The organism is Neobacillus drentensis, assembly GCF_036962765.1.
In the GTDB taxonomy this organism is placed as follows: domain Bacteria; phylum Bacillota; class Bacilli; order Bacillales; family Cytobacillaceae; genus Neobacillus; species Neobacillus drentensis_C.
Genome location: NZ_JBALOS010000215.1, coordinates 269 through 2609, shown reverse-complemented (window position 1 = coordinate 2609; position 2341 = coordinate 269). Strand labels below are relative to the sequence as shown.

Genomic DNA, 2341 nt, shown 5'->3' with positions numbered 1-2341 from the left:
CAACTTTAAGACTCATCAATGTAACTTGCAAATGATTTCCTGTCCATAAAGCGGTACGATAGGTATTGTTTTGCTTCGCAGCCTCATTAATATTGACTACCAATGGTTTCCGTCCATAATCTTTTACCTTATTTCTTCTATATGGTGAATGAAAAAAATTCAATATGTTAGCATCATCATTAATATTCCAGTTATAAGGTTGTCTTACATAGTTATACATTGGGGCATTAGCATAATAAACATTTTGTTGATATGGGTTTGGGTACATCCAATCGATATAGTACATATTATTCAATCCCTTCACAGATTTATACAAATTATCGTATGCACTATTTTAAGGGAATGTACTTATGTGTAGGGGCACTTATCATAGTAATCGAAGTTAGCCCAAAAAAGTTGATCAATTTAATGGAACTATTTGATCACAAGATAAAGACCATCTTCAACTAACCTCCCGTTAGCACAATAAAAAGCCGCCTACAATAACAGCTCCGATCTTCAACTCTCGCACCCGTTAGTGCATCAAGCACTATTTCTTCTCATGCATATAATCTTCGAACTGTGTAGCAATAAGTTATGTACTTTTAGAATATTGTTGTTCAACTAAATGACTGTCGTATATTAACTAAAATAAAAAAGTATATAACGTTTATTACCAGAAAACACTAATGACATTAACAGACATAAAGGGTGAGAATTGTATGCTTAACAAAATTATACTATGGACGTTACTTATTGCTCCATGGTTTACATTATTTTTATTAAAAAAAGAAGATATAAAACGCTTTATGCCCTCAGCAATTTTCGCCTCCTATTTAATGATTATTTATAACGTGATTGCAAATAATCAAAAGCATTGGGTAATTAATGAGACGCTTATACCTTGGTTGAAACCCTTATTTGTTTCAGGGGTGTTTGGAGCTTTTCCGGTAATAACTTTATGGATTTTTTATTTTACTTACAGAAAATTTTGGATATATCTTGTTACTAACATCTTATTGGATTTCATGTTTGCTATTTTCCCCATTCATTATTTGTTTCAAGATATTTTAGGGATTTACAAACTGGTTAATATTTCTTCGTGGGAACGATTTATTCTTTTCGTTGCTCTATCTGTTATTATTTATGGCTTCTACAAATGGCAAGAGATGATTTTTAAGCCCGAATTGAAAGAAAGAGGACGAACATACTAATTTGCTCTATGTCACGGAAGGATTATCGATAATACAGTAACCACATGTACAATAATTTTTCTCCTGGATTCACCAAAATCCGCCTCCTTTAGACATGGTAATTTTAACTAAAGGATGTCCATCTTTAGAAGAATTACTGCACAGTATTAGTCAAATACGACATAAAAACATCTATATTTCTATCCTGTTCTTCAGCTAACCTGCCCCGTTAGTGGAACAAGAAAAGGCTCTACTCCTTATTGAAGTAATGCACCCGTTAGTTGAATAAGATTCACTTTTCTTTTGTTAATTGTCTGCTAAAAAGTCTATATTATTTTTGATAGTATAAAGAAAAACATTATTAGTTAATGATTCTCAACCTCTTTTATTCATTACAAGCATTAGTTGGTTCGTCACCTACTACTTTGGCAATTGTGTTCGAAATTCCCTGTGCCTCTAAACACTTTTTATATTTTGCTTCATCAGATAATTCAATTTTATAGTACATACCTGCTATACCTACTGTAATTACGACCGCTACTACTGCTGATAATATTTTCTTCACATCGATCTCTCCTTTATATGTAGAAATTACTTCCAAAAAAAGCATAACAAAGATTTATTAAGCCGTAAATACAGTGATAGTCTAATAAAATATAAGACCTTAGCCGTAGCTCCCTCGCTATTATTAGATATGTTCCATCTTCTAATTCCACACTATACTATTTTTAGTAACCTGCCCCGTTAGTGGAACAAACAAAAAAAGCCGCCGAAGCAGCTAGTAATGCTCAATGATAGCACCCATTAGTTTTATAAAATTTTTAAAAGTTAACTTCTCTTATCAATTACCATTTTGCTTATATTTGCTAACTGCTTTTATTTCTAGCTTGCATATCCATTTATAAAATCCTAATAAGATCAATAGAAGTATCGGGTCTACGATAGTCGAGTGCCCAAGCGTCCACCATCCATTATGAAAGTATCCCCAAGGATTCGGTAATTTAGCTATTGCTTCGTAAATTACAATTGCTAATACAAAAGTTACAAAGTACGCAAATTGTTTAGTAAATTTCTTTCCAAAAGGAAACCAATTTATAAAAATTATATTAACTGGTGGGACTAATAGTATATGTGGAATAATTCCTTTCCAATCAATGGCTTTAGTAAAA

The 2341-nt window shown here is 32.1% G+C and carries 2 protein-coding genes and 2 pseudogenes; 1 reads left to right on the top strand and 3 read right to left on the bottom strand.

What is annotated here, in order from left to right; all coding sequences use genetic code 11:
* Positions 1-286, bottom strand: a pseudogene (locus V7137_RS23405) (cupin domain-containing protein); the annotation flags it as partial.
* 415 nt (positions 287-701) lie between these two features.
* Here V7137_RS23405 and V7137_RS23400 point away from each other — a divergent pair.
* Positions 702-1193: a hypothetical protein gene (locus tag V7137_RS23400; protein ID WP_335387101.1), complete on the top strand. Its 492-nt coding sequence runs from the start codon at positions 702-704 to the stop codon at positions 1191-1193.
* A 364-nt stretch (positions 1194-1557) separates the two neighbouring features.
* Here the strand turns inward: V7137_RS23400 and V7137_RS23395 are convergent, their stop codons facing one another.
* A complete protein-coding gene (locus tag V7137_RS23395) occupies positions 1558-1737 on the bottom strand; it encodes a hypothetical protein (RefSeq protein ID WP_335700295.1) in 180 nt (59 codons plus the stop codon).
* A gap of 276 nt (positions 1738-2013) precedes the next feature.
* Positions 2014-2341: pseudogene (locus tag V7137_RS23390) on the bottom strand (hypothetical protein); the annotation flags it as partial.